General features: G+C 38.8%; 22 protein-coding genes. 19 read left to right on the top strand and 3 right to left on the bottom strand.

Annotated features, from left to right (window positions below; all coding sequences use genetic code 11):
* Window positions 1-11 precede the first annotated feature (11 nt).
* The 6 genes from AC0VYH_RS11565 to AC0VYH_RS11590 all read left to right on the top strand — a co-directional run bounded on the left by AC0VYH_RS11565 (window position 12) and on the right by AC0VYH_RS11590 (window position 7,054).
* Entirely contained in the window at window positions 12-1,409 is a 1,398-nt protein-coding gene (locus tag AC0VYH_RS11565) for a bifunctional metallophosphatase/5'-nucleotidase (protein WP_475365205.1), read from the top strand.
* A 618-nt stretch (window positions 1,410-2,027) separates the two neighbouring features.
* On the top strand, window positions 2,028-3,164 hold the full coding sequence (locus AC0VYH_RS11570; protein WP_475372549.1) for an FAD-dependent monooxygenase: 1,137 nt from the start codon (window positions 2,028-2,030) through the stop codon (window positions 3,162-3,164).
* Between the two features lie 377 nt (window positions 3,165-3,541).
* Window positions 3,542-4,504, top strand: a complete 963-nt coding sequence (locus tag AC0VYH_RS11575) for a sugar-binding transcriptional regulator (RefSeq protein WP_475365207.1) — start codon at window positions 3,542-3,544, stop codon at window positions 4,502-4,504.
* A 298-nt stretch (window positions 4,505-4,802) separates the two neighbouring features.
* Entirely contained in the window at window positions 4,803-5,774 is a 972-nt protein-coding gene (locus AC0VYH_RS11580; protein WP_475365208.1) for a Gfo/Idh/MocA family protein, read from the top strand.
* 90 nt (window positions 5,775-5,864) lie between these two features.
* Window positions 5,865-6,383, top strand: coding sequence for a VOC family protein (locus AC0VYH_RS11585; RefSeq protein WP_475365209.1), 519 nt, complete (start codon window positions 5,865-5,867; stop codon window positions 6,381-6,383).
* A 281-nt stretch (window positions 6,384-6,664) separates the two neighbouring features.
* Window positions 6,665-7,054, top strand: coding sequence for a VOC family protein (locus tag AC0VYH_RS11590; protein WP_475365210.1), 390 nt, complete (start codon window positions 6,665-6,667; stop codon window positions 7,052-7,054).
* Window positions 7,055-7,167: 113 nt separating this feature from the next.
* Here the strand turns inward: AC0VYH_RS11590 and AC0VYH_RS11595 are convergent, their stop codons facing one another.
* On the bottom strand, window positions 7,168-7,674 hold the full coding sequence (locus AC0VYH_RS11595; RefSeq protein WP_430246499.1) for a peroxiredoxin family protein: 507 nt from the start codon (window positions 7,672-7,674) through the stop codon (window positions 7,168-7,170).
* Window positions 7,675-8,050: 376 nt separating this feature from the next.
* On the opposite strand from AC0VYH_RS11595, the gene AC0VYH_RS11600 reads away from it, so the two are divergent.
* Both AC0VYH_RS11600 and kynA read left to right on the top strand, forming a co-directional pair.
* Window positions 8,051-8,593, top strand: coding sequence for a site-specific integrase (locus AC0VYH_RS11600; RefSeq protein WP_475365211.1), 543 nt, complete (start codon window positions 8,051-8,053; stop codon window positions 8,591-8,593).
* A gap of 173 nt (window positions 8,594-8,766) precedes the next feature.
* Window positions 8,767-9,609 (top strand): tryptophan 2,3-dioxygenase, encoded by an 843-nt coding sequence (gene kynA / locus AC0VYH_RS11605; protein ID WP_430246501.1) that lies wholly within the window; start codon window positions 8,767-8,769, stop codon window positions 9,607-9,609.
* A gap of 60 nt (window positions 9,610-9,669) precedes the next feature.
* Here the strand turns inward: kynA and AC0VYH_RS11610 are convergent, their stop codons facing one another.
* Entirely contained in the window at window positions 9,670-10,719 is a 1,050-nt protein-coding gene (locus AC0VYH_RS11610; protein ID WP_475365212.1) for an iron-containing alcohol dehydrogenase family protein, read from the bottom strand.
* 2 nt (window positions 10,720-10,721) lie between these two features.
* A complete protein-coding gene (locus AC0VYH_RS11615) occupies window positions 10,722-11,369 on the bottom strand; it encodes an MtnX-like HAD-IB family phosphatase (RefSeq protein ID WP_430246505.1) in 648 nt (215 codons plus the stop codon).
* 167 nt (window positions 11,370-11,536) lie between these two features.
* Here AC0VYH_RS11615 and ilvA point away from each other — a divergent pair, with 167 nt between their 5' ends.
* The 11 genes from ilvA (at window position 11,537) to AC0VYH_RS11670 (ending at window position 25,988) form a co-directional block, all read left to right on the top strand.
* A complete protein-coding gene (gene ilvA / locus AC0VYH_RS11620) occupies window positions 11,537-12,793 on the top strand; it encodes a threonine ammonia-lyase IlvA (RefSeq protein ID WP_430246507.1) in 1,257 nt (418 codons plus the stop codon).
* 99 nt (window positions 12,794-12,892) lie between these two features.
* Window positions 12,893-13,855, top strand: a complete 963-nt coding sequence (locus tag AC0VYH_RS11625) for an LLM class flavin-dependent oxidoreductase (RefSeq protein ID WP_475372550.1) — start codon at window positions 12,893-12,895, stop codon at window positions 13,853-13,855.
* Between the two features lie 149 nt (window positions 13,856-14,004).
* Entirely contained in the window at window positions 14,005-15,930 is a 1,926-nt protein-coding gene (locus AC0VYH_RS11630) for an ATP-dependent DNA helicase (protein WP_475372551.1), read from the top strand.
* A 74-nt stretch (window positions 15,931-16,004) separates the two neighbouring features.
* A complete protein-coding gene (locus AC0VYH_RS11635) occupies window positions 16,005-16,952 on the top strand; it encodes a phosphotransferase family protein (RefSeq protein WP_430246513.1) in 948 nt (315 codons plus the stop codon).
* Window positions 16,953-16,979: 27 nt separating this feature from the next.
* Complete coding sequence (locus AC0VYH_RS11640; RefSeq protein ID WP_430246515.1) at window positions 16,980-17,549, top strand: histidine phosphatase family protein; 570 nt, start codon at window positions 16,980-16,982, stop codon at window positions 17,547-17,549.
* A 108-nt stretch (window positions 17,550-17,657) separates the two neighbouring features.
* A complete protein-coding gene (locus AC0VYH_RS11645; protein WP_475372552.1) occupies window positions 17,658-18,608 on the top strand; it encodes an MBL fold metallo-hydrolase in 951 nt (316 codons plus the stop codon).
* A 96-nt stretch (window positions 18,609-18,704) separates the two neighbouring features.
* The gene (locus tag AC0VYH_RS11650; RefSeq protein WP_430246519.1) at window positions 18,705-20,018 is read left to right on the top strand and encodes a TrkH family potassium uptake protein; all 1,314 of its coding nucleotides are present in this window, start codon (window positions 18,705-18,707) and stop codon (window positions 20,016-20,018) included.
* A gap of 13 nt (window positions 20,019-20,031) precedes the next feature.
* Entirely contained in the window at window positions 20,032-20,691 is a 660-nt protein-coding gene (locus tag AC0VYH_RS11655) for a potassium channel family protein (protein ID WP_165995817.1), read from the top strand.
* 260 nt (window positions 20,692-20,951) lie between these two features.
* Window positions 20,952-23,702, top strand: coding sequence for a phosphoenolpyruvate carboxylase (gene ppc / locus AC0VYH_RS11660; protein ID WP_475372553.1), 2,751 nt, complete (start codon window positions 20,952-20,954; stop codon window positions 23,700-23,702).
* A gap of 139 nt (window positions 23,703-23,841) precedes the next feature.
* On the top strand, window positions 23,842-24,645 hold the full coding sequence (locus tag AC0VYH_RS11665) for a CAP domain-containing protein (protein WP_303533264.1): 804 nt from the start codon (window positions 23,842-23,844) through the stop codon (window positions 24,643-24,645).
* Between the two features lie 167 nt (window positions 24,646-24,812).
* A complete protein-coding gene (locus tag AC0VYH_RS11670; protein ID WP_283154230.1) occupies window positions 24,813-25,988 on the top strand; it encodes an acyl-CoA dehydrogenase family protein in 1,176 nt (391 codons plus the stop codon).

Here is a 25,988-nt window from a genome sequence, read left to right on the forward strand (position 1 = left end):
GGGGGACAATCATGAAGCTTTCGATCATACATACGAACGATATTCATAGTCATTTTGAGAATTTCGCAAAAGCGACATCACTTATTAGGGATTACGCAGATGACCACACACTAATTTTGGATGGTGGTGACTTTGCTGATTTTAAAAGTATAGAGCTTCAAGGAACGCAGGGGATCGCGGCCGTGAAGATGCTTCAATCTGCCGGTTATGATGCGATTACGATTGGAAATAATGAACTGTTTAATGGAAATGAAACGCTAGAGCATATGGCGGTACATAGCCCTGTTCCTTTCATTAGTTGTAATCTTCTTAAAGCAAACGGTGCGTCATTCAAAGGGGTATTTAGTAGTACGATCATACAAAAGCAAGGGATACGTATTTTGATTACAGGTGCTTCACCGGATTTGCAGGAATTTAATGATTTGATGGGTTTTCAAATTTTAGATTACATAGAAGCGATTCAGAAAGAGATAGAAAGCCAAAAAGGAAACTATGATATTTGTATTGTGCTAAACCATGTTGGCACTGAAGGTGATATTGAACTTGCCGATGCAATTGATGAGATTGATTTGATTCTTTCCGCACATGACCACGTTCTCTACGATGAAGCTAAAGTAGTGAATGGCACCATTCTGAACTCAGCTGGTATGTACGGGGAACATATTGGTATTGTAGAAATAGAGGTTACAGAGGATGGTTTAACCTTATTAGCCTCCAGAGCGATCTCAACAGCAAAAGCGGTAGAGGATGAAGAGATTAAAGATATTTTACTTTCAAGTAAGAAAGAAGCGATCGACAATTTGAGTAAACCACTTTTCACAGTTAGTAAAACGCTCTGGCATGATGTACTTGAAGAAAACCCTATGGCGAATTTAATTGCGGACGGTTTAAAAGATCGCTTTGAATGTGACCTCGGACTAATTAACAGCGGCATCACTAATGGGGGAATCGTTGATTTTGTGTCTAATAAAAAGCTCATTGAAATATGTCCTTCACCATTAAATCCGACTTATTTTGAAATTCAGGGAAAGCACTTATATGCTGCTCTTGAAAGCTCGTTAGATAGTTCGGTTTGTATGTCAGATGGCAGGGGGCCAGGCTTCCGAGGTAAATATGTTGGGCGACTTCATGTATCAGGTGCAGTGATCCAACATGATCAAAAGAAAATACATTCTATTACGATTAATAATGAGGTGTTAGATCCAGAAAAGTGGTATCGAATTGCCTCTTCTGATTATTTGTTAAGGGGCTCTGGGTATCCGGACTTAGCATTTAACCGGAACTTCTCCTATCAATCTGATGAAATAAAAGATGTGATAAGAGAATATGCCGAAGATCAAACCTTCGTAGAAAATGCATTTAAAAAGCGCTGGGTGGTTCCAAATGGAGTAACGTTAGACGTTCATTAATGAACTCACTTATAATAGAACATAAATCTTTTCCTAATAAAGAGATTACTAAATGGTCAACTTAAATGGTTTTTTTGATAAATAACAGAATATGTTTTGAACAAATGGGGAGCGCTTGCTTAATAAAAAGTAAGCGCTCTAAGTCGTTTTAGGGCAGTAGATGGGAAGAGTGAGCATATGTTCATCATCGTATTCAATACGAATCGCTCACCATGATCAAGAGATTTTTCACAAAATGTTCACTTACGTAAAAAAATTGAAATGACTATACTATTCACTATGCTTGAAAGAAGGGAGGAGTATTTTTCAAAAACGAAGTAGAAGAGTGAAATTCTGGCCTAATGATGTACTTTGGGATCGTAGATCGTATGCAGGGAAACATTTTATAATTTATCTATGAACAAGCTAATTTGAGAAAGGGCTCTTATGGTAGGGCTCCTGAATCTAATGATTTACCTTATTCTAGAAAATTTTAGTGGTAGCTCCAATTGCGATGAAGACCACGTACGGTAATACATACATATGTTCATAATTAGGAATCAGAGGAATAATGTGGACTACCCTAATATCTTTGGGGGCGCAATGTAAAGATGCACACGTTTAAAGGAGGTATTTGATATGTCAAATGCTAAGGTGAAGAAAATAGTGATCGTTGGCGGAGGAATTGGTGGACTATCAGCTGCTATTGCTCTAGGTGAGATAGGAATTGAAACAGAGATTATTGAACTAAAACAAAAATGGGAAGTATATGGCGTTGGAATATTTCAACCACCGAATGCACTTAGAGCTTTAAATGAACTAGGAGTAGCAAATACATGTATGGAATGGGGCTATAGCTTTGATGGAATGGAATATTGTGATGCGGAAGGGAACCGATTTGCAGAACCTCAATCTCCAAAAATTGATGGGTATCCTGGGCTAAATATTATTTCTCGAAGGACGTTGCACTCCATTTTATATGAGAAAGCAAAGTCTGTAGGAACAAAATTTAGGATGGGAACAACTATAGTAGATATTCATCAAGGTGATGACCAAGCTCAAGTAAAATTAACCGATGGATCTATGCTCACAGCGGATTTAGTTATTGGTTCAGATGGTCAGAATTCTAAAGTGAGAAATTTGATGTTTGGAAAGGTTGAACAAGAATATCTCGGGCAAGCGGTATGGCGTTATACGTTACCTCGGATGGAAGACATAACAAGAAGTACTTTGTATTACGGTCCGAATGCAAAGGCAGGTTTGGTTCCAATGTCTGAAGATGAAATGTATCTGCTGTTAACAACTTCTGAACCCGGAAATCCAAGAATGCCAGAAGATCAGTTAGATCAAATTTTACGTAACAGATTGGGGGATTTTGGTGGAAAAATAGCTGAAGTTAGAGAGCAAATTGTAGATCCTAAAGAAGTCGTTTACCGTCCGGTTTTTAGTTATTTATTACCGTCTCCTTGGTATCAAGGTCGAGTATTGTTAATAGGAGATGCTGCCCACTCCACCGCCCCACATCTTGGACAAGGTGCGTCTCTTGCAATTGAGGATGCTGTTGTTCTAACTGAACTTATTCAACAAGGACTAAATGTGACTCAATTGTTAAAAGCATTTAATGACAGACGTTATGAAAGGTGTCGTATGCTTGTTGAAAGCTCGAATCAACTTGTTAAGTGGGAGTTTTTAGAGTGGGAAGGAAAAATGCCTGATGATGTTAGTGTTCCTAAATTTGCTTATGAAACGTTAGCAAATATGAATGAAGCTATATGATCCGGGCAACTCTATGAAAAAAGCGGAAAGACTTATGCATCTATAAGGAGAACTACTTTTATATGAAAAATAGATTGGAATATTTCAACCGATCATAAGAGAAAAATTTTATTATTTCATAACATCATAAATGTTGAAGTTCGAGCTTTATTAATCAGGCGTAATTTCGTACTAAGAAATTACGCCTTTTCTATGTAGAAATGGTTAAGTAAGTGGGGGAATTTCAATAGAAACTAAATAGCGGGGTTTATTTATACTTTTTGAAGATTAAATGGTTTGCGATTGTTACCAATAACTCTCTGGGTAAATAGGAGTGAGTGCTTTCGGATTGCACAATTGTCCTAATTGTTGTACATTTGTGCAAAGGGGAGAATGCGATGGAGGAAAGAAAGGAAATTAATACGCTATATCAAGTTGCAGAAATGTACTACGAGCAAGATATGACGCAAAGTGAAATAGCGAAAGAACTCGGGATCTATCGAACAACCATTAGTAGAATGTTGAAGAAGATAAGAGAAAAAGAAATCGTACAAATCCGTATCAATTATGATGTCTTCAAAGATGTTACCATCGGGAGAAAACTAAAAGAACAGTATCAACTGAAAGAAGTCATTCTCATCCCCGAGAAAAAAGGTGCCTCTAGTGACCAAAATTTGAAGGCTATGGGGCAAGCATGTGCAAAGTTCTTAGATGGAGTAGTCAAAACTGATGATGTTATAGGATTTTCATGGGGAACATCTCTTGCCGCCGTTGCAGAGGAATTGAATCCTCAAAGAACTCAAGAAGGAATCATGTGTGTCCCGCTTATAGGTGGACCGGACGGTAAACTAGAAAGTCGTTATCATGCTAACACCATCGTTTATGAAATAGCTAAAAAGTGGAAAGGAAATTCTAAATTAGTTGATGTTCCCGCAATCGTTCAATCAGAAGCGTTAAAAGAAGCGTTGATGGATTCTGAACACTTTCGTGAGGTTGAGGATTTATGGGGAAAGTTGACAATTGCCATTGTAGGTATTGGGTCCCCACTAATCAGCGACGGTCCAAACTGGCTCGCTTTTTATGGAGAAAGATTCCAGGGTGAAATGGAAAAGAGTAAAGTAGCAGGGGACATTTGCTCAAATTTCTTTGACAAATCCGGAAAGACTCTAGATACGAGACTCTCAAATCGCACAATTTCAGTTGATATGAATGATCTTCATAAGGCAAGGTACACCATTGGAGTAGCTGAATCTAAGGAAAAGGTTGAAGCAATCCGCGCCGCGCTAGTATCTGGTCACCTTAATGTTCTTGTCACAACGGAAGAGACGGCAAGTGAGTTATTGAATGATGAGCTAGGTTAAACATGAACATTAAGCTGAACTCGAATTTAAGCTTTATGACATGATTTTACGACGGGATCACTTAGAAAAATCGCCTCATCTAAAAGTATATTTGTATGAGCAAAACGAGGTGTACCTTCATAACAGTTAACTTCAGCTATTGGACAAGCCTATTTATTCTTAAAAAATTATCAGTTTGAAGAAAGGTTAATAAGATTGGAAGCGGCTAGATGTATCTTTATTTACCCCTATTGTAACTAACGTGTTCATACTGTCGAAACAAGAGTTAGAAAAATCACGTTAAAAGGAGAGGTTTGAAATGAAGCAAGTGAATTGGGGAATTGTTGGACCAGGAGGGATTGCTACAGATTTTGCACAGGCGATTAATGAGGTTAATGGGCAAATCTTTGGGGTCTGGGGAAGAAATGTAGAAAAAGCTAGGGAATTCGCTGATCGTTATGGAGTAGAGCACGTATATGAGAAAACGGAAGATATGTTTAAGGATGATCGCATTGATATCGTATATGTAGCAACTCCACACAGTATTCACTATTCTTTCATCATTGATGCTTTGGATTCTGGAAAGCATGTTCTATGTGAGAAGGCAATCACAATGAACGGTGAACAGCTGCAAGAAATTATTAATTTAGCAGAGTCCAAGAAACTAATCGTAGCGGAAGCGATGACGATTTATCATATGCCTCTATACAAGAAGTTAAAAGACATTATCCAAGAAGGTAAAATTGGAAAAGTCAATATGGTCAATGTGACCTTCGGTAGTTGCAAGGAAGATGATCCAACCAATCGTTTTTTCAATCCAGACCTTGCTGGTGGTGGGATGTTGGACATTGGTACTTATGCTCTTTCATTCACAAGGTTTTTCCTATCCAGTCAGCCAACGGAACTTCATACAACTGTTAAGAAATATGAGACAGGGGTAGACGAACAATCCGGAATTGTGTTGAAAAATGATCAGGATGAAATGGCAGTTGTCTCATTGGCGATGAGGGCTAAGATGCCTAAGCGAGGAATCGTAGCTGGAGATGAAGGGTTCATCACAGTAGATAATTTTCCAAGAGCTGATAAAGCAACAATTACATATACATCTGATGGTTCTGTAGAAACAATTGAAGCTGGAGAAGAAAGAAGAGCCCTTATGTATGAAGTGCAGGCAATGAATGACCTGATTTTGAATAACAAAGAGAATTGGACCTTACCACTTTCACGTCAGGTAATGTATTTAATGGATGAGGCCCGTCAGAAGTGGGATCTTACGTATCATTTCGAATAAAAAATACTTTTACAGTTCTAATGTGTGACATGATTCAATTCTATTCTTAGGTTTCTTAAATCTGCTCAATTCAAGGAAGGAGAGAATAAGATGTATAGAGGTATTGACCATATAGGGATGACCGTACCAAATATAGAAGTAGCAACTAATTTTTTCCGGGAAGCTTTTGACGCTAAAGTTTGTTATGATGTGCAGCGACCCGAACATGATCCGATGAAAGGAGAAGAAGTAGAGAAACAATTGGGGTTACCATCTGGAAAAATAATTATTCATATGCGTCTATTGAGAATCGGTGAGGGACCAACTATTGAACTTTTTCAGCTAGGAACAAAAGCAGACAAGGATCCAGCGAAAATATCTGATTTGGGTCTACATCATTTTGCTTTATATGTTGACGATATTAAAGAATCTTCTAAACGTTTCGAAGCTGCAGGTGGCTCTCTTTTGTCGGAACCCCACCCACTGGCTGGAGTGGAAGATGGACCACGTAATAGTGGAGTATATGGGACAACCCCTTGGGGAAGTTTGATAGAATTAATAAAGTATCCTGATGGTATTGATTACCCGAGTGAAAGTGAAGCAAAGAGATGGAGCCCTCCAAAGCACTAGAAATTGATCCTGTTCTTTATTGAACTTTTGAATGGAACAAGTTATGTTTCCTATGTAAACAACACTTCAGATTTAAGTCAGCATTTATGCTGACTTTTTTTATAGTTTAAGCATGGAAAAGGGTTTTGCAAAAAAAGCGACTCACACCAACAAGAAAGCGAAAAATCTCCTCTGCAATCTGATGTGCAATTGTAATGAACAATTTAGTAGAAGGACTATGTTTTCAATCTACATAATATCAATATTTTAAACTATTATATTATTAAAAGGAGAGGGTAAATTTGATACACCACATCGAGCTGTATGTATCAGATCTGAAAGAAAGCACAGAATTTTGGGGATGGTTATTAAAAGAACTTGGTTATACACCATTTCAAAATTGGAAAAAAGGGAGAAGCTGGAGAGATAAAGAAAGCTATATCGTATTTGTGCAAGTTGAGGAGAAATACAAAGAAGTGGGATATCATCGTAAACGGATTGGTATAAATCATCTCGCATTTCGTGCTCATTCAAAAGAGCAGGTAGAAAATATTCGATTAATGCTCGTACAAAAACAAACTTCTATTTTATATAACGAGCTATATCCTCATGCGGGAGGCATTAATCATTATGCGCTTTATTTTGAAGATCCAGATCGAATAAAGGTAGAAATTGTATCACCTAACATATAATAAATTTCAATTACCGTACTGTATACACAAAATTTAAAAATAATAGTCTTTAAAATTATTGCAAATCACGAGCGACGTCAATACAAAAAACAGGCCAATTTGGCCTGTTTTCTTTATCCCTTATAAGTCTTTCCAATATACTGAACGATCTTACGTAACTCTGTAACAGTAGGACGACCAAATGGACTTGTTTGTCTTTGTTGATAAAGCAATTCGCCCTTATCATCAATAAGGAAGTAGGCTGGCTCACCATGAGCGCCATGATCTTCATATGGATCATCTTCTCTATGATAGTGAACATCATATGCTTCAAGTGCTTTTAAATCCTCATCAGCTAATACTGGAAAAGAAAGATTCTTTTCTTCAGCCATTGCTTTTAAATCATCAAATTTATCAGTTGATATAGTTGTAATATGAACATTTTTCCCTTCAAAGAAACCAGTACTTTCTTCTAGACTTTCAAGATCACTCACACAAACGGGGCACCAGGAACCTCTAAAGAAAATGACGAGGTGCCATCCACCTTTTTCTTTACGGTATGATTCAAAAGAATATTCTTCGCCGTTTACTGCAGGAAGTGAAAAATTAGGGACTGCGTCTTTCAATGCAAATTTAGACAAAACTATTTCCTCCTTTGAATAATAACAATCTCCTTATAATGTAAGGCAGTTGTTATGATACTCTAATTCAGAAATAAATGATGTAAGATACCTTACTCTATTTTGAGACTGAATAATTGACAAAGATAATTGTCGTTATAGCCTTTTTATTGGGAATAAAAACGAATTGGCTATCATACGTTCAGAACAAACTAATTGCACGTATTCCAACACAATGATACAAAACATATATTGTGTATCATTGTGAAAATGAATGAAAGCTTATTTTTAGGGGTTTTTCTCTTTTCGAACGGAACGAAGAAAGGTATAATGATACATATTAACCAAATGTTTATCATTAACGATACATATTGAATAGAGAAAGAAGGATGCCCTCATGAACACGGTTCAGCCGATTCGTGATCCTCAGAAGATCAAATTAGTAAAAAAACATCTACGAAAGCGAAATTCTAGAGACTGGTTTTTATTTAATATGGGAATTAATACCGGTCTGCGGATTAGTGATTTACTTCCATTACGTGTGGGGGACGTTCGAAATCAAACACACATTATTATTAAGGAGAAAAAAACAGGGAAAGCCAAACGATTTCCGATCAACTATTCTCTTAAGGAACTCATTGAGTCGTATACGTTTGATATGGAAGAACGTGATTTTTTATTTCCATCGAATAAAACCGATTTACCGATTCAAAGAGGACAAGCGTACAAAATATTAAATCAGGCTGCAGCGGAAGTAGGACTTTCCGAAATTGGAACACATACTATGCGTAAGACGTTTGGTTATTTTTACTATAAACAAACAAAGGATGTTGCAATGCTTCAGAAGATCTTTGGACATTCTGCACCATCGATTACATTAAGGTATATTGGAATTGAGCAGGAGCAAATGGATGAATCATTGTTCAACTTTAGTTTATAAGTGAAGCAATGATAGACATGTTATAATTTATAAAAGAGGGGGGAGGAGTTGAAGGTATAAATATAGTTTTGCTTTAAGAAAAACTTCTTGATGCTGCAAAAGCATATTAATGAAGAAACTCATTTGAATTACTGTTTTTGTAACCGATTACAAACAAGAAGGAGGTTATCCCTTTGGATAAAAAAGATCACGTTGATCCTACCGAATCATCTATACATACGGATTTTAAAAACAATATGACTTACGGAGAATACTTAAGTCTCGATCAAATACTCTCTGGGCAAAATAGACTTTCAGACCATCATGACGAAATGCTCTTTATCATCATTCATCAGGTTAGTGAATTGTGGATGAAGTTAATTTTGCATGAACTTAAAGGAGCCATTGAAGCAATTGAAAATAATGAACTTTCGTCTGCCTTTAAAATGCTTGCACGTGTTTCAAAGACCCAAACCCAAATTATTCAGGCTTGGGATGTTCTTTCAACATTAACCCCTTCAGAATATATGGAGTTTCGGGATTCGCTCGGACAAGCATCTGGTTTTCAATCTTATCAATACCGCATGATCGAATTTTCATTAGGATACAAAACATCACACGTGCTTAAAATCTATGAAAAGGATGAAGAACTTCACGCACAACTGAAGAATGCTTATCAAAAACCCGGCATTTATGATGTCGCCATTAAAGCTCTATCCAGGGCAGGTTTACCGATAGATCAGGAAGTTCTTCAGCGCGATGTAACCAAAACTTATGAGAAGAATGATTCTGTGCTGCAGGCATGGCTGACGGTATACCGGAATGTCGATACATACTGGGATCTTTATGAGCTTGCCGAAAAGCTCGTCGATATTGAAGATTGGCTGCAGCAATGGAGATTCCGTCATATGAAAACCGTTGAAAGGATTATTGGCTTTAAGCAGGGTACAGGAGGCTCATCAGGGGTCGGTTATTTAAAGAAAGTACTTGATCACCGTTTCTTCCCAGAGCTCTGGGATATTCGAACTGCTCTATAGGTGATTATAATATCATTATGTAAACTTATGTGAAAAACGCTCTCATTTGGGAGCGTTTTTTTATATGAGTAGTTCATTTAGTTTTGCATCACTTTCTAGGAAAGAGAGCGCCTTCCTTTGAAAATCTTCATCATGAAGGTACGTATATCGATGGGGCTTAACAGAAGGAGCCTTTAAAATAGCTTCAGCCAGGTCAGATTTCTGCATACGTTCTTTCTTAAGGTAATCAAAGAAACCAGTACGTTCAAATACTTTTCTCATCCGTATCGCTCTGTGGTTCTGCACATTAGCCATAATATAAGTTGCGATTCCGACCTGTATGCCGTGCATGTGCGGATTTGATAATTGTTTATCGAGCGCATGGGAAATTAAATGCTCTGAACCACTAATTGGTGCGCTATTGCCGCTAATAACCGTTGCCACACCGCCCATTGTTAACGAGCTTACAAGTTCTTTAATAAAGATCGGATTTTGAATATCTGACATCGGCGTTCGAATGAAACTGTTAACAGCCTTCTTACTTAGCATCGCTGCAAAGGCATTTACGTGCCCTTTCCCATTCTTTTCTTCAAATTCCCAATCATAAAGAGCCGTTATATTACTCATTAGATCACCAACTCCTGCAAGCAAGAAGTGAGAAGGGGCTTGTTTAATCACTTCGAGGTCAGCAATGATCCCATAAGGTACCTGTGCAGGAACAGTAGTTTTTTTGTGATTCACAATAAGAGAGCAGTTGCTACTAGCAAAACCATCATTTGAGGCAGAAGTCGGCATGCTTATAAACGGTAGTTTTCTAGAGAACGAAATATATTTCCCATAATCTATAACCATACCACCGCCCATAGCAATCACAACATCATAAGAATCAAGGGAAAATGCATACCCGATCAGATCATGAATGGTTTTCCCAGGTTCCATCTTTTGAAGATCGATGGAGACATATTTCATATTCTCCTGAAAGGACTCGCCATAAGTCTCATATGTAAATTCATCGAATAAAAATAGGGCATGATGAAAGCCGTGCTTTTGGAGAATCATATCAAGCTGATGGCGGATACCAGAACGAATCTCCAAAATGGCAGGGATCGGAATATTCGTTAATGGATGCATGGTCAAATCCTTCCTTTCTCATGCAGGAAATCTTCAATCTGTTGAAACGATTCAATAGCTACGAATGGCACGTTATTTTCTTTTAGTAGTTCTTGCAGTGCGTCTTTAGCAAAAGTAAGATCAGCAACTTTGGCTGGATGAGAATCTGGTTCGCTATCACCAGCAAAATAAACCACTTCATACTTTTCTTTCAGATCAGAAATCACTTTTGATTTATCAATACCATATCTTCTCGAATAATGTTTATGATTCTCATCAATCGACAAATGGACATTTTTATTCTCGTAATAGCCTTTGTTCGAGAAAACAGGAACATTCTGAATCCCATAATGATTCAAAATGTGGTGAATGTAATAATCTGTCCCAGCACTTAAAATGTAGAAATCCCCGCCGTTTTCTTGTACTTTCTTAATAAAGGAAGGAACATGCTCATCAATCGGTAAGGAGAGGATATCTTGAATAATTTGCTCCTCGTGCTGATCAATGGATTGAAATACCTGCCTTAGAAAATCAATATCTTGCATTTCCCCAGCTTTCCACTTCTTATACAACCCTTTACCTTCAGGATAATAAGTTTCTATTACAAGCCAGTAGAAATCTTTTTTTGAAATGGTTCCGTCAAAATCAGATACAAATGCCCACTTTTTCATTGATATTTCCTCCTTCATTTAGTCGTTGACCTATTAAAATTGTAGCATGCTTTCATATTCAAAAGAAATCTGATTCTTTTAGAACAATAACGTACAGCCGCACTAAATTGTGTTAAAATGAATTTTAAAAAGTTAAACAATTCAATTTAATCTGAAGGAGTGCGAGAATGAGTAAAACAATCAGTAAAGTCCAGGTGGAAGATATCATTATCGCAAACCAGGTTTTAAAAGAAGTCGTTGTTCATACACCGCTACAGCGGAATGATATTCTTTCTGATCGATATAATTGCAATGTGTATTTGAAAAGAGAAGATTTACAAAGTGTTCGTTCTTTTAAAATTAGAGGCGCTTATAATTTGATTCAAGGTTTAACGATGGAAGAGAAAGCAAATGGAATCGTATGCGCAAGTGCAGGGAACCATGCCCAGGGCGTAGCATTTTCTTGTAAAACCCTTGGCATTCAAGGACATATCTTTATGCCTGCTACGACGCCCCGTCAAAAAATCTCGCAAGTTGAATTGTTTGGTGGATCGTTTGTGGAAGTCATTCTAACAGGCGATACGTTTGATGATTCCTTTCTAACCGCTAAAGAATTTTGTAACAAACACGACAAAGCATTCATTCATCCTTTTGATGACTATCGTACGATTGCAGGACAGGGAACAGTAGGACTTGAAATTATGAATGATATTGATGAAGTCGACTTTGTGATGCTCAGCATTGGAGGGGGAGGTCTTGCATCAGGCGTAGGGTCTTATATCAAAAGCATTAGCCCACACACGAAAATCATCGGCATAGAGCCTGAAGGTGCCCCAGGAATGAAAAGTTCCATTGAGAAGGACGAGGTCGTACCGCTTGATTATATCGATAAATTTGTAGATGGAGCTGCTGTGAAACAAGTTGGAAAGCTAACACTCGATATTTGCAAACATATCCTTGATGATGTCGTACTTGTGCCAGAAGGGAAGATTTGTACAACCATCTTAGAGCTATACAACCAGAACGCCATTGTGGCTGAGCCAGCCGGCGCTTTGTCCATCGCCGCTCTCGATTTTTATCGTGATCAAATTAAAGGAAAAAATGTGGTGTGCGTTATTAGTGGGGGAAATAACGATATTAATCGCATGCAGGAAATCCAGGAACGTTCTTTAATTTATGAAGGGCTAAAACATTATTTCATTGTACATTTCCCTCAACGAGCTGGTGCGTTAAAAGAATTTATGGCTGATGTTTTAGGTCCAACAGATGATATTACCCGTTTTGAATACACGAAAAAGAACAATCGTGATCGAGGACCTGTTCTAGCAGGAATTGAGCTCAAACACAAAGAAGATTATGAACCTTTGATTGAGCGTTTAAATCGAAAAGGATTTTCCTACATTGAAATTAACAAGGACCAAGATCTCTTTAACCTACTCATTTAAAACGCCTATAGCGGGCGTTTTTCTTTTGAAGTCGTTCGAGTATAAATGGGGCACTTTTTTCTATATGATAAGGAGAGAATGTATTAAAAGAGGTGCGGAATGAAATTAAGTATACTTGATCAAACACCAGTCTTCCTTGGAGAAACGACAGCTGAGGCACTACAAGCTTCAAAAGAGTTAGCTATTCTCGGAGATCAGCTTGGCTATGTTCGTTACTGGGTTACGGAACACCACGACCTAGATCACTTAGCGTGTCCCACCCCTGAGGTACTCTTAAGCTATATCGGAGCACATACTAGACGAATTCGACTTGGAGCTGGAGCAATACTACTTCCTCACTATCAACCATATAAGATAGCAGAAATATTTCATACACTAGCAACCCTTTTTCCAGGTCGCATCGACCTTGGATTAGGCAGAGCACCAGGGGGATCCGCCGAAGCGACTTCTGCTCTATCTCCGCGATTTTTAGAAGAAGTTCGGAAGATGCCAGAGAAAGTAGATGAACTACTTCGCTTTATCAATAATGGCTTTGCAAAGGACCATTTGTATCATAATCTTCAAGCAAAGCCTGTTCCTAACCACGTTCCCGAGCCATGGCTCCTTGGAACAGGAAAGAAAAGTGCGCTGTTAGCAGCAGAAAACAGTATGTCCTATGCATTTGGCTATTTTATGAGCGAACAAAATGGGAAAGAACTTCTCGACACATATCGAACAAACTTTGCGGGAGAATCTCCTTATAGCATTCTAGCGGTGTCCATTATTTGCAGTGAGACACAGGAACGTGCAGATGAGCTTGCGCACTGGACTCACGTAGTCAATGAATTTCGAGCTAAAGGGAAAACAACACTCCCAAGTGTTGAAGAGGCACTTACCGTATCACTTCCTAATGATCACACCTCAAAGCTTATTAGTGGAACACCTAAAATCGTCCAAGAAAAGCTACAGGATCTCCAAGAAGAGTATCAACCAGATGAATTCTTAATCACAACGATTACGCCACATCGAAAGGAAAGACTGACTTCTTTTCAACTTCTTGGTGAGGTGCTTATTCAAGGATAGATCTTTTTTCACTAATAGAAGGAAATCTGTTATGATAGAGTTTGGTTTCTTTTGTTTTTTATAGGATTAAATTTTTAACTGTATCCATTTTACAGTGCCAATAGATATGAAAATAAAAGGACGGATCAAGCTAGAAGAGGAGACCGTACATGACCCAACCATTACCTTTTGAAATCACAAAGGAAGATTCCTTTTTCGAGAAACTCGGCGACTATGTTGGCGACGTATTCTACGACATTTTACCGGAGCATGGATATGAGCTTCGAGATGAACAAATCTTTATGGCTTTTCAAATTGAACAGGCCTTTAAAAATAAGAGCGTTGTGTTTGCTGAAGCAGGCGTTGGAACAGGGAAAACGTTTGTATATTTGTTGTATGCCATTTGCTATGCGAGGTATACAAGAAAACCTGCGATTATTTCATGTGCGGATGAAACACTTATTGAGCAGCTAGTGAAAGAAGGCGGAGATATTGAGAAGCTTGAGAAAGCACTTGGTTTAACTGTTGATGTTCGTCTAGCGAAGGCTAGAGAGCAATATGTTTGTGTGAAAAAGCTAGACTATCTTTCTCATCGTACTGACGATGAAGACATCTTAAGTGTGCACGATGAAATACCAGAGTTTGTTTATGAACCAGCTGCATCAATGAAGTCTTTTCATCGCTATGGCGATCGGAAAGAATACCCTTGGGTACCAAATGATAAATGGGAAAAAATTGCGTGGGATCCACTGCAACAATGTTCAACATGTGACTGGCGTCATCGCTGTGGCCAAACGTTAAATCGTGAATATTATCGTCATTCAAGCGATTTGATTATTTGTTCTCATGATTTCTATATGGAACATATCTGGACGAAAGACTCACGTAAACGTGAAGGACAACTTCCTTTACTCCCAGAAGCTAGCACAGTTGTATTTGATGAAGGCCATTTATTGGAATTCTCAGCACAAAAAGGCTTGACGTATCGTTTTCATTCGGAAACTCTATCCAGTATTCTTACAGGCTACATGGACCAGGATGTAAGAGAAGAATCGCTTACATTAGTTGAAGAGATCCTGGAGCTTCACGATAACTGGTTCGCTCATCTTAGTCAGTCCGCGATCGCTGTAGAAGGTTCGATTCGAAAAGATGTCCCACGAACTGAAACGATGATAGAAATTGCAAAAGCGATTGCTGAGAAAGTTGATGCTTTGTTAGAGCAGCTTGTTTTCGATTCAGAGCTTTATGTAATGGAAGACTACCATGTCAAGATTATGGAAGAATACCTCGAGTTCTTCTCATATGGCTTAAGAACGCTACTCCAGGATGGAGAGGGCATTCATTGGCTTGAAGAAACTGAAACCCAGACTTCTCTTGTCATTATGCCAAGACTTGTAGAAGACATTTTGCGAAAAGAAGTATTTTCACAAAAGATCCCATTTGTTTTCTCATCAGCAACGCTTTCACAAGCTGGAGATTTCTCTTATATAGCAAGCAGCTTAGGCATTCAGAAACATGCTTCCTTCTCTGTAAATTCGCCGTTTGATTATGAAGCACAGATGAAAATGAATGGTTCTGTAGCTGGAAATGAATATCAAAAATGGGAAGAGATGGGCCATTCCCTTCACCTGAATAAAGGTCATTCATTGCTGCTATTCTCTTCGCTAGAAGAAATGAATAGGTTTAGAGAGTGGGCAGACCAACAAAGCTGGACGTTTAACCTAATTTATGAAGGAGACCGTGAAATAAGCGAAACGGTCAAGGCATTTCAACGAGATCATTCTGCTGTTCTTTGCTCGTATCATCTATGGGAGGGACTTGATGTACCGGGTGAATCACTTACTCAGGTTCTAATCTCGTCATTACCATTCCCTCCAAATGACCCTGTTTTCCAGGCGAAACGAAGTCATTCAGAAGATCCAGTAAGCGACGTGGATCTTCCCTACATGTTACTTCGCTTACGACAGGGAATTGGTCGTTTAATTCGAAGTAGTGCAGATCATGGTGTCGTCTGTATTTGGATGACAGAAGATCAAGTGATAAAGTATGAACAACAAGTCCAAGATGTTTCACCTTTACCAATCAACTGGAAATAATAAAAAGCTCTTTCTCAAACGAGAAAGAGCTTTTTTATATTGAAGTTGTTATGATAGATAAAGGGAGGTGTGGCATGAAAACAAATTGGGAAAGACATCATTCGATCATTCATTTACCTGATGAAGCGATAACATCAATCGTAAAAAGCTATCAGCCACATCTAAAGGTAAATACCACGACCCAGCTTTCTGGAGGTTTAAGTCATACGAATTATAAAATCGATATTGCTCATCATAGCTCTGTTGTTATCAGAGTGGCTAGAAACCAGGAAAGCTTGAAACGGGAATATGAAGTTCACAGATCCTTGCCAAAAGATGTGCGAGCACCAGCTTTTCTTCATATCACAAAGTGGAATGGATATCATATTGGTATTCTTGAATGGAAAGAAGGCTCCTTGCTGCGAGACCATCTATCTACTTCGTCTCAACAACATATGAAAGCAATGGGGCAATCCATTGGAGAACAGCTTGCCTCAATGAGAGAACTGCGTTTTAATACATATGGTTTTCTTGATTCAACGCTTGAAGTAAGAGATGAATTTCAATTAACACCAACCTCATTCATCTCAACCATTGAATCCTTTTTTAATCATCATGCTTCCAAATGGTTATCTCTTACTCTAACTGATAGAGTGATGTCATTTGTAAGGAACAATGCCTATTTGCTTGAGCAAGATCAAAGCGAATCCTGCCTTGTTCACGGGGATTATAATGGACTTAATGTACTAATGGACGGAACAGAAGTAAGCGCCGTTCTAGATTGGGAATTTGCCTTATCAGGTAGCATTTATTTTGATTTAGGTAACATGATTCGATACGAATTTGATCACATGACATCATTTAAAGAAGGAATTCAGCAAGGATTATTAAACAGAGGAATCACCCTGCCAAAACAATGGCAAAAGCTTGCCAAACTGGCAGACCTCGTTGCGCTTTGTAGCTTGCTTGATCGACCAGTATGTGGGGAAAACAGGGTAAGGGATATCACTCACCTTATTACTAAAACGATAGAATCTTATTAAGTAGGAACAAGCGAGAGGGGAATATACATGAGGATTGGATTTATACGCCACGGGAGTACAGCATGGAATAAAGAGAAAAGAGCTCAAGGTAGCTCAGACATTCATCTTGACGATCAAGGTCGCAGTGACGCAGCGAAGCTTGGGGACTGGTTAAAGAACGACAAGTGGGATGTGATCTTCTCAAGTGATCTTTCACGAGCTAAAGAAACAGCAGAGATCATCGCCAAAAAGCTCAACCTGAAAGTGATAACCGATCATCGCTTACGAGAGGCCGGCGGTGGGCAGATTGAAGGAACTACAGAGCAAGAACGTATTAAGAAATGGGGAGAAAACTGGCGCGAATTAGATCTCGGTATTGAAAAAGCTCATCTTGTTGTTGAACGCGCACATGCGGCAGTAAATGATTTTCATGATAAATACTCCGGTTTAAATGTGCTAGTAGTTAGCCACGGTTCTTTTCTTAGACATTTCTTTAAAAGCACCCTACCTGAACTAAATCATGAAAATCATATTGTAAATACTTCTTTAACGATTCTTAAAAGAGATGGAGACAAATGGTTAAATGAAAAGTTCCATTCCACACGCCATCTTAATTAATAAACGAATCAATCCATATCCTGAGTCTTTATTTAGAGAGGATTTTTGATAATGATCGAGAAGACCTTCAATATAGAACGTTACCATTCATTATTGGAGGGAAAAGCCATGAACGCAAAACCCGAAATGATAGGGGAAGATTTATCTCTTATTGATCTCTATGACCTCTCCCTTGAACTAAGGACGGGTTCTTATGTCCTGCATGAGGAAGAACTTACAATCATTGAAACTAGCGCGAGTCCATCGATTCCTTACTTAATTAGCGGGTTAGAAAAACTCCAAATCGATTTAGAAGAGGTTCGCAACATCATTGTCACTCATATCCATCTCGATCACGCTGGAGGGACAGGGCTATTTCTTGAAAAATGTCCCAATGCTCGTGTTTTTGTTCATCCAAAAGGGATTCGCCATTTAGAAAACCCATCTCGCTTAATTGAGGGAGCAAAAGCTGTTTATGGGGATAACTTCCAGAAGTTATTCGAACCAATAATTCCGATTAAAGAAGACCGGCTAATCGCTATGAATGACATGGACACGATGCGAATTGGGCCGAATCGAATGTTAACTTTCATGGATACTCCGGGACATGCCAAACACCATTTCTCGATCTATGACTCAAAAACGAACGGGGTGTTTGTAGGTGATACGATGGGAGTTTATTATCCGCATCTCGATGTTGAACTTTATCTTCCATCAACATCACCAAATCAATTCGATCCAGACGCAATGCTAGCATCTGCTGAAAAAATCGTGTCCTATGAGCCAGACGCCATTTATTTCGGTCATTATGGAAGAACATCTAACCGAGATGAGGTAATGGCTCAATTAAAAGGCTGGTTATCCGATTTTCTGAGAATAACAAATGACCTCATGCAAAAGAAAGAGGCGCCAATTACTGAGCATCTTTCAAAAGCGCTATTAGCACATGTGGCAAGTAAGCTTTCAATAAAAGGAGTACCTTCCGATCATCCTGTATATGATTACATAAAAGTAGACTTACAAGTATGTGCTCTTGGCCTAATCGATTATTTGAAACGAAAATCAGTTCGAACCACTTAGATTCTGCTTAAGTGGTTTTCTTGTGAATAATACGCAAAGGCTTTTTTTCATGTTATATTGAATGAATCATTTAGATCAACAGTACGGAGAGATGCTATGCTAAAAAATAAATCAACGATTCAATCCTTCCGCTATATTTTCTTAATGTATGTCGGTACTATTATTTTATTTGCGACCTTTTATATGCTGCCGTTTTCCCACTATGGCTCATTACAGGTCGTTGACTCTCTCTTTATATCAACTAGTGCGCTCAGCGTTACAGGATTATCTTCCGTTGACATCTCGTCTGACTTTACACGAGTTGGACAGGTCTTATTGATTATTGAAATGCAACTAGGAGGCATTGGAATCCTCGTACTCGTCAGCTACCTATTTTTAATGATGGGTAAGAAACTAACAATGTCAAGTATGGTCCTTCTATCGAAAGACCAAAACCAGTCGCAGTTAAGAACCATTCGTTCATTAAGTATTTCCGTTTTAATGATCGCGTTAACGGTAGAAGCCATTGGTTTTAGTCTCATGTTCAATGGGATAAGTGAGCAATATAGCTCAGTTAAAGAAGCTGTTTTTGTTACTGTATTTCACAGTGTAGCGAGCTTTACGAATGCTGGGTTTGATTTATTTGGAGATAGTTTGATTTCTTATCAACACAATTGGCTCTTGCTGTTGACTTCAGCAACGATGATCTTTCTAGGAAGCCTTGGTTTTCCTACTATTGTAGAATACATACTCGGCTTTCGAAAAAAGAAAAGCTTGTTTACAAAAGTGAATATCCGTCTTCATAGTTCGCTGTTTCTTGTGGGCGTTGTCATATATTTCACTTTAGAACAAAATGGCGTTTTTGGTCATTTGTCAATATGGGATAAGTTTGTAAACGTGATTTTTCTATCAGCTACATCACGGAATGGCGGATTAACAACGGTAGACATTTCAACGCTTAGTATCACTACGGTTCTCATACTAATGACATTAATGTTTATTGGTGGGGCATCTTCAAGTACCGGAGGGGGGCTTCGCTTAACAACCTTTGCGGTTCTTGTAGCAAAAATGGTGTCAGTAGCAAAATCTGAAGAATATACCACGCTATTTAAGAAGACCATTTCGCAGGACTCGATTAATAAATCTTTTTTGATCTTTTTAAGCTTTATCTTTTTATTTGGATTTTCAACCATAATTCTGTCCATATTTGAGTCTCAAGAAATCATTTTAGTTGCATTTGAGGTTATATCTGCTTTAACAAACACTGGTTTATCGATGGGAATTACGAGTGAACTTGCAGGAGTTTCAAAGTTGCTATTATGTATGCTAATGATTATTGGGCGCATTGGTGTATTTAGCTTCATATACGCTGTATTTAAAATAGAAAAATCAAAAACGCGCTATATTAAAGAGGATTTGGCCGTAGGTTAAGGAGTGAGAAGTCATGCGAAAACAATTTCTAGTGATCGGTGCTGGTCGATTTGCGAAAGGTATTATTCGTGAACTATATGAGCAAAAATGTGATGTTGTCGTTTGTGATAAAGATGAGGGACCGCTAGAAGATATAGATGACTACACAACACATTCAATCGTTGGTGATTTAAGAGAAAATCGAGTGATGGATGATTTAAACGTAGAACAGTACGATGCTGTTTTCGTAGCTATAGGAACTGATGCCTATTCAGCTATTTTAATTACAAATCGTCTTCGTGACCGAAAAGCAAAGAAAATTATTACTAAAGCAGTGAGTCGAGAAATAGGAGAAATCCTGTCTAACTTAGGGGCTGATCAGGTCATATATCCTGAGGAAGAAGCAGGGATGAAAGTGGCCAAACAAATCATGATGCCTAACGTCCTTGAATACATTGAAATTACGAAGAATGTATCAGCTATTGAAGTAGAGGTACCAGAAGAACTGATTGGAAAAACATTACTTGAACTTGATTTCTCTAGAAAATACGAGTTAAACGTTTCTCTCATCTTGCGAAAAGAAGCCCCCATCTTAAGTCGCTATGCCGAAGTGGCTTTCCAAAAAGGGGATGTGATTTTGATGGTAGGAGAGAATAAAAAAATAGAACGTTTTAAACATAAGTTTTCTATTTAGTAACAGGGGTAACCATAAGCATATAAACACCAAAAAATCCGCATACTATTGCGGATTTTTTTATGAAAATGCAAAAAAATAAAAAAATATTTGAATCCGTTTTCATTCCTTTGTTACCAGTACTAAGGCCTTATATTCATTCCAAAAAACGGTGTCATAAAAGATGACAAGAATAAAATTTCTTGTTTATAATAAGTTTATTGAAATATTTTTAATATTTGGTATTAAGTTATTAGAAGAAAAAGAAAGGTTGATCGGACATGACAATTGATACGGCACATTCAACTCAACAAAGTCACCACGTTGCCCTAAGGCGTGACATTAACATGCTGGGAAGCCTACTCGGTGACGTTTTAGTGCAGCATGGCGGCAAAGAACTTCTAGATATGGTGGAATCCATTCGCGAGAAAACAAAATCTCTTCGGAATGTTGCTGATTTGGAAACTTCTCAACAATTAAAAGAAACGATCCAAACGCTCCAACCTCCTATGAGAAAACAGGTTATTCGAGCATTTGCCCTTTATTTTCATCTTGTCAATATTGCGGAACAAAATCACAGAATTCGCAGACGTCGAGATTATCAAATGTTAGAAGAAGAGCAGTCGCAACCTGGTTCAATTCCTCATGCTATTGCCTTACTTAAAAAGAATAATGTTCCTGGGGAATTGATTGAAGATACGCTATCTTCCATTTCATTGGAATTAATCCTTACAGCACATCCAACTGAAGCGACAAGACGATCTGTGCTAGAAATTCATAAAAGAATTGCAACATCACTTAAACAGCTAGACAATCCTTTACTTACAAAACGAGAGCAAAAGGCATTAAAGGCTGAATTATTGAATGAAATCACAACACTATGGCAAACTGACGAGTTACGTCATAAGAAGCCTTCTGTTATGGATGAAGTGAATATGGGGCTGTTTTATTTTGAGGAAACGTTATTTGAAGTGCTTCCTCAAATTCATCAGGAGCTTGAAGAGTGTTTGCGTGACCATTACCCTGATGCTAAATGGGAAGTACCTAACATTTTGAAATTTGGTTCATGGATAGGTGGGGATCGAGACGGAAATCCATTCGTTACCCCTGAGATGACATGGAATACGCTCGAAAGACAACGGGATGTAGTCATTTCAAAATACAAAGACTCAGTGAAAAATTTAATGCGGCAGCTAAGCCAGTCGACGAACCGCATCGCCATTTGTCCAGAATTGACAAAATCAATTGAAGAAGATCAAAATCGCCTTCCTGATACGAAAGAGTGGGGCGTTCCACATGAAGCTTATCGCGTAAAGCTTGCTTATGTATTAGAAAAACTTCAGCGCGTTAATCGTGAGAACGGATACAAAAACTCAGAAGAATTTATAACAGATCTGAAGTTAATAGGAAATAGCTTGAAACAGCACTTTCCTGAAGGGTCCCACTTCACAGAGTTGAATAAGCTTATTCGTCAGGCATCTCTTTTTGGTTTTCATCTCGCTACTTTAGATGTTCGAAACCATAGCGGTGAACATGAGGGGGCTATCGCAGAAATTTTAAGTCGTGTAAATCTGGCTGACAACTACGCCGAATTAGATGAAGAAGAAAAGGTTCAGTTACTCAATCGTCTTCTTGAAGACCCACGACCAGTTCTTTCTACCTATGAGGATTATTCTGAGAAAACACAAAAAATACTCGATATCTTTACGATGATTAAAAAAGCTCACAAAGAGTTTGGCCCTCAATCAATTTCTGTATACTTAATTAGTATGACCGAATCAGCTAGTGACCTTCTTGAGGTACTCGTTCTTGCTAAGGAAGCGAATATTTATCGTCTACACGCAGACGGTAGCGTTGAAAGTGATTTAAATATTGCTCCTTTACTTGAAACGATCGATGATCTTAAAGCTGGTCCTGCCATTATGGAGAAGCTATTTGATCTTCCAGTCTACAAACATCATCTAGAAAAGCATGATCAACGTCAGGAAATTATGCTGGGGTATTCCGATGGAAGCAAGGATGGTGGAACACTAACAGCTAACTGGAAGCTTTATCAAGCTCAACAAGAAATTAGTCGGATCGCTTCTGAACGCAACCTTCGACTTAAATTCTTTCATGGTCGCGGTGGAGCGCTTGGGCGTGGTGGCGGTCCACTACGAAGAAGTCTACTGTCGCAACCTCCTGAAACATATACGGCTGGTGTAAAGATTACAGAGCAAGGAGAGGTGTTATCTTCTCGTTACTTGCTTTACGATATTGCTTATCGAAGTCTAGAACAAGCGACGACAACCTTGCTATCATCTGCCGTATCAGGGATCGAAAAAGATGTTAGACAAGAGAAGTGGCATGAAATTATGGAAGAAATTTCGGCTGTATCCCTTAAATCTTATCAATCCCTCGTATTTGAGGATGATGGGTTCCTGGCTTACTTTAAACAAGGAACGCCATTACCAGAACTTGGCGCATTAAACATTGGTTCCCGTCCAATGAGCAGAAAAGGTACAGACCACTTCGATGACTTACGTGCAATCCCATGGGTATTCGCTTGGACTCAAAGTCGCCAGTTAATGCCAGCATGGTATGCGTCAGGTACCGGTCTTACCGAGTTCGCTGCAACAGAAGAAGGATTAAGCAGTCTAAAAGAAATGTATGCGAATTGGCCGTTCTTTGCATCTCTTATCGATAACTTGCAAATGGGATTAATGAAAGCAGATCTCGCTACAGCAGAAAAATATATGTTCTTAATTGATGATGATCAGCTAGCGAACCGCATCTTCGGAAAAATCGTCGATGAATACCATCGTACAAAAGATGTCATTTTAACGATTACCGGACAGGAAGAATTACTTGATGGTACGCCAAACATTAAAGATTCGATCCGTTTACGTAATCCGTATGTTGATCCACTAAGTTCTCTCCAAGTGGAACTTATCTCAACGTATCGATCCAACGGTAGTGAGGACGACGAGCTTCTGAAAGAAATTCTCCTCACGATCAATGGAATTGCGGCTGGCCTACGAAATACAGGCTGATCGTACAATCCTCCTCTTTCTTTTGAGGGGGATTTTTTACATGTTAAATGATCTCGGTATTCTCGATTTTTACCACAAATACTTTGCCCTCTAATAGAAAAACTAAGACGGTAACAAAAGAATCAAAGGAGGGCAACGTATGTACAAAAAGTTAATGCCGTTATTATTGCCGGGTTTATTGCTTCTTGGAGCATGTAATGCGAATAATAACGATGAAGCGTTAAATATCAATAAAACTAGTTCACCTACAGAGGGTATTCAGCGTATAAACAGTGGTCAGCTAACGATCGATCCTAATTCATATAGCACTGAAACACCAAGTGTTAAATTCCCTCATGGTGAAATGGTTCAGGATGGTCAGTTTGAATTCAATGAAGCACTTCCTAATGTTGATCCAAGAGAATATTTACCTGAGGGATTCCCAGAGCAATACGGAATCGGTGGCAAGGAAGAACAACAGCGTCAACAAAAAATGAGACCTGATCAAAATACCGGTCAATCAGAGTCAAATCAAAAAGCCGCACCGAATCAAGAGAAGTCTCCAACCTCCGAACCTTCAGGGGAAATCACGAAAGAAGTCCAGCAAGTGATCGATTTAACAAACAAAGAACGAAAAAAGCAAGGGCTTTCTGCACTAAAAGCAATGCCATCATTAAGCGATGTTGCACAGGAAAAATCACGCGACATGCAACAAAAAAATTACTTTTCTCACACAAGCCCTACGTACGGATCTCCATTTGATATGATGAGGGACTTCGGCGTAGATTTTAATACGGCTGGAGAAAACATCGCACAAGGTCAGCAATCACCAGAAGCCGTGGTTGATGCCTGGATGAAAAGTGAAGGTCACCGTAAAAACATCATGAACAGCAGTTTTACTCACATTGGGGTGGGACTTGCTCAGGATGGTCATTATTGGACACAGATGTTTATTGGAAAATAGTACAGCAGGTGAAAGGGTCATGTACGTGACTCTTTCGCTTTTTTATTGAAAAAATTTCAAGAATCTACATAATGAAGAAGGAGGTCTCTTTACTTTGTCGAATCAAGATACTAACCGGTTAGTAAGTAATCGTCTAAATATGATAAACTCACAAGGAGAGATGACCGATGGATTTACGATTAACTGACGAACAAGTGATGGTTCAAAAAACGATTCGGAAATTTGTAGAAAATGAGTTAATCCCTTTAGAAAATGATGTACTTCGAAATGAACGTGCAGGAAAGCCAGGCGTATCTGCCGAAAAGATGGAGGAGCTTCAGCAAAAAGCGAAAAAAGCAGGATTCTGGGGAATTAATACACCAGAGGAATATGGTGGCGCTGACCTTGGTCAAATGATGCTTGCTATTGTGATGATGGAAGTTTCTAAAACATTTGTCCCGTTTCGTTTTGGTGGATCAGCAGACAATATCTTGTATTACGCCAATGAAGAGCAGAAGGAAAAGTACCTCCTGCCAACCATTAATGGTGAAAAAAAATCATGCTTCGCTATGACAGAACCCGGCGCGGGATCAGACACGCGCAACATTAAAATGACTGCAGTACGGGATGGGGATGATTGGGTTCTTAACGGAGAGAAAACGTTTATCACTGGTGGAAATGAAGCAGATTTTGTGATGGTTATTGCCATTACAGATAAAGAAAAACACGCAGCTACAGGTAGAGATGGTGTCACGTGTTTTATTGCGGACCGAGAGATGGGATGGAAATCTGAATACATCCACACAATGGGAGAATGGGGACCTGCTGGCCTAGTCTTTGACAATGTACGTGTGCCACACGAAAATATCCTTGGTGAAGTAGATGGAGGATACAATCTCGGACTTGAGTGGATCGGATTTGCTCGCTGGATTGTTGGTGCGACAGCGGTAGGAGCAGGCGAAAGATTGTTGAAAATGGCGATTGACTATGCAAATGAGAGAGAAACATTTGGAAAGCCCATCGCAGAACGTCAAGCGATTCAATGGCAAATTGCCGATTCAGCTGTTGAAATAGAGGCCGCTAAATGGCTGGTGCTTAACGCAGCGTATACACTTGATGAAGGGAAAGATAATCGTCAACTTGCATCGATGGCTAAATTATATGGATCTAACATGGGGAATCGCGTTGTAGACCGCGTTTTACAAATTCATGGTGGTATGGGCTATACGAAAGAGCTACCAATTGAACGCTGGTACCGAGAAGCTCGCCTTTGGAGGATCTACGACGGAACGGATGAAATTCAACGATTAATCATTGCTAGAAACCTGCTGAAAGGGCATGTGAAAGTAGGACAATACGCTTAG

The organism is Anaerobacillus sp. QJM3NY_32 (assembly GCF_056173645.1).

Excerpts from the sequence above, each read along its gene's own strand:
- AC0VYH_RS11565 (WP_475365205.1), top strand. The coding sequence starts at position 12 with ATGAAGCTTTCGATCATACATACGAACGATATTCATAGTCATTTTGAG.
- AC0VYH_RS11570 (WP_475372549.1), top strand. The coding sequence starts at position 2,028 with ATGTCAAATGCTAAGGTGAAGAAAATAGTGATCGTTGGCGGAGGAATT.
- AC0VYH_RS11575 (WP_475365207.1), top strand. The coding sequence starts at position 3,542 with ATGGAGGAAAGAAAGGAAATTAATACGCTATATCAAGTTGCAGAAATG.
- AC0VYH_RS11580 (WP_475365208.1), top strand. The coding sequence starts at position 4,803 with ATGAAGCAAGTGAATTGGGGAATTGTTGGACCAGGAGGGATTGCTACA.
- AC0VYH_RS11585 (WP_475365209.1), top strand. The coding sequence starts at position 5,865 with ATGTATAGAGGTATTGACCATATAGGGATGACCGTACCAAATATAGAA.
- AC0VYH_RS11600 (WP_475365211.1), top strand. The coding sequence starts at position 8,051 with ATGAACACGGTTCAGCCGATTCGTGATCCTCAGAAGATCAAATTAGTA.
- AC0VYH_RS11610 (WP_475365212.1), bottom strand. The coding sequence starts at position 10,719 with ATGCATCCATTAACGAATATTCCGATCCCTGCCATTTTGGAGATTCGT.
- AC0VYH_RS11615 (WP_430246505.1), bottom strand. The coding sequence starts at position 11,369 with ATGAAAAAGTGGGCATTTGTATCTGATTTTGACGGAACCATTTCAAAA.
- ilvA (WP_430246507.1), top strand. The coding sequence starts at position 11,537 with ATGAGTAAAACAATCAGTAAAGTCCAGGTGGAAGATATCATTATCGCA.
- AC0VYH_RS11625 (WP_475372550.1), top strand. The coding sequence starts at position 12,893 with ATGAAATTAAGTATACTTGATCAAACACCAGTCTTCCTTGGAGAAACG.
- AC0VYH_RS11630 (WP_475372551.1), top strand. The coding sequence starts at position 14,005 with ATGACCCAACCATTACCTTTTGAAATCACAAAGGAAGATTCCTTTTTC.
- AC0VYH_RS11635 (WP_430246513.1), top strand. The coding sequence starts at position 16,005 with ATGAAAACAAATTGGGAAAGACATCATTCGATCATTCATTTACCTGAT.
- AC0VYH_RS11640 (WP_430246515.1), top strand. The coding sequence starts at position 16,980 with ATGAGGATTGGATTTATACGCCACGGGAGTACAGCATGGAATAAAGAG.
- AC0VYH_RS11645 (WP_475372552.1), top strand. The coding sequence starts at position 17,658 with ATGAACGCAAAACCCGAAATGATAGGGGAAGATTTATCTCTTATTGAT.
- AC0VYH_RS11650 (WP_430246519.1), top strand. The coding sequence starts at position 18,705 with ATGCTAAAAAATAAATCAACGATTCAATCCTTCCGCTATATTTTCTTA.
- AC0VYH_RS11655 (WP_165995817.1), top strand. The coding sequence starts at position 20,032 with ATGCGAAAACAATTTCTAGTGATCGGTGCTGGTCGATTTGCGAAAGGT.
- ppc (WP_475372553.1), top strand. The coding sequence starts at position 20,952 with ATGACAATTGATACGGCACATTCAACTCAACAAAGTCACCACGTTGCC.
- AC0VYH_RS11665 (WP_303533264.1), top strand. The coding sequence starts at position 23,842 with ATGTACAAAAAGTTAATGCCGTTATTATTGCCGGGTTTATTGCTTCTT.
- AC0VYH_RS11670 (WP_283154230.1), top strand. The coding sequence starts at position 24,813 with ATGGATTTACGATTAACTGACGAACAAGTGATGGTTCAAAAAACGATT.